Origin of the sequence: Bradyrhizobium retamae, assembly GCF_001440415.1 — a bacterium.
Classification (GTDB): domain Bacteria; phylum Pseudomonadota; class Alphaproteobacteria; order Rhizobiales; family Xanthobacteraceae; genus Bradyrhizobium; species Bradyrhizobium retamae.
In genome coordinates this window covers 1-1801 of the sequence record NZ_LLYA01000097.1, presented here as the reverse complement: position 1 = coordinate 1801, position 1801 = coordinate 1, and the positions used below count along the sequence as shown (strand labels likewise).

Below are 1801 nucleotides of genomic sequence, written 5' to 3'. Positions count from 1 at the left end.
TTTTGCGCCGGAAAGTAGATCCTATGCAAGCGCGACGGACAGGAGGTTTGTGTTACCGCTTCGGTTTTTACCTTCCCACCAGGTGTGCATAGGAGAGACGCTGATGGAAACTCGGACAGTGAACAACCTGCCGCCCGCCGCAACCCATGATGACGCCGTACGCTGTCTTTTTGCAATCGAATTGAGCAAGAAAAGTTGGATTGTTGCTGTCAACACGCCCTTGTCGGACAAGGTCAGTCGCCACACGTTGAAGCCCTGCGATGGGAAGGAGCTGTTGGATCTGTGCGAGCGGATCCGGACGCGAGTTGCCAGAGAAACAAAGCAGCGCGTGGAAATCATTTCTTGCTACGAAGCTGGCTACGACGGCTTCTGGCTCCACCGCCTGCTCGAAGCACACGGCATCCGCAACTACGTCATTGATCCGGCAAGTCTGCAGGTTGATCGTCGGGCGCGTCGCGCGAAGACTGACCGCGTCGATGTCGAGCGATTGCTCCGATCACTGATGGCGTATCTGCGGGGTGAGCCGAAGGTTTGGAGCGTTGTGCGCGTGCCAAGTGTCGCCGAAGAGGACAACCGTCGGCTCCATCGTGAGCGTGGTCGGTTGATTAACGAACGTATCCAGCATGTCAACCGGATCAAGGGACTGCTCGCGATCCATGGCATCTATGAGTACCAACCCCTGCGCCGCGATCGGATGCAGCAGCTGGAACGGTTGCGCACCGCTGATGGTCGGTCGTTGCCGCCGCGGCTCATGGCGGAAATCCTGCGCGAACTGCAGCGGTTGGAGCTTGTCATCGGAATGATCAAAACGATCGAGGCGGAGCGCGATGCCATTGCATCGGCCAAGACTGAGGCGGAGCATACGAGCGCAAAGAAGATCCAGGATCTAGCCATAATTAAGTGCATCGGGCCCGAATTTGCGAACACACTTGTCGGCGAAGTTTTCTACCGCTCATTCGACAATCGCAAACAATTGGCGAGCTATGTCGGTCTGACGCCAGCACATTTCCAGAGCGGCGCGACGTGCCGTGATCAGGGGATCAGCAAGGCTGGCAACGCCAAGGCTCGCACGGTCATGATTGAGCTCGCCTGGCTGTGGTTGCGGCATCAGCCTGACAGCCCCTTGAGTATCTGGTTCCGCGATCGTGTTGGCAAACTCAAGGGCCGCATCCGGCGGATTACGATCGTCGCCGTCGCACGCAAGCTGCTGATTGCGCTCTGGCGCTATCTTGAGACAGGTCTGGTGCCTGAAGGCACCGCTCTGAAGGTGTGATTAGATTCACTGAAAGAGGACGAAAGGAACATTACCGATTCCAAGGCGGATGTGTGACCGGTAGCCTAGCCTGGCTGCAGTACGCCGCAAAGTAGAATGGTCCCATCCTCCTTGGAGCCCTGTGCCCTCGCACCGTTGCATGAGGGACCTTGGTATGGGCTCGTCCCGACCGGATATAAGTTGATGCGGCGAGCGCCGCATAGCGAAAGGGGCTCCGCCTTGGGTCAATTGAACGAACGTCATCGGGAACGTCAAAACGGGGAAAGAGGATCAACAGAAACGCAGTTACGTTTGCAGCGTGATGGGCCGGACACCAATTGTAGCTCGGCGCGCGCTTTCGCCGTCAACCCCTCGCGCCTTCCGGCGCGACCCTCCGGGCTCCGGGCGGTTGACCGCTCAGCGCGGCCAAGCAAAGGGGCCTGCCGTACCATCAATGCAGAACTGCGCTCGCACGAACCCCCCTCTTGAAACGTAGGGAAGAAATGTTGATCGCGAAAAACTTCTTGACACACCAAGCCCTCATATAAG

General features: G+C 57.9%; 1 protein-coding gene. It reads left to right on the top strand.

What is annotated here, in order from left to right; genetic code table 11:
* Nucleotides 1-103 precede the first annotated feature (103 nt).
* The gene (locus tag CQ13_RS11570) at nt 104-1273 is read left to right on the top strand and encodes an IS110 family RNA-guided transposase (protein WP_245309143.1); all 1170 of its coding nucleotides are present in this window, start codon (nt 104-106) and stop codon (nt 1271-1273) included.
* The last annotated feature ends 528 nt before the right edge of the window (nt 1274-1801 follow it).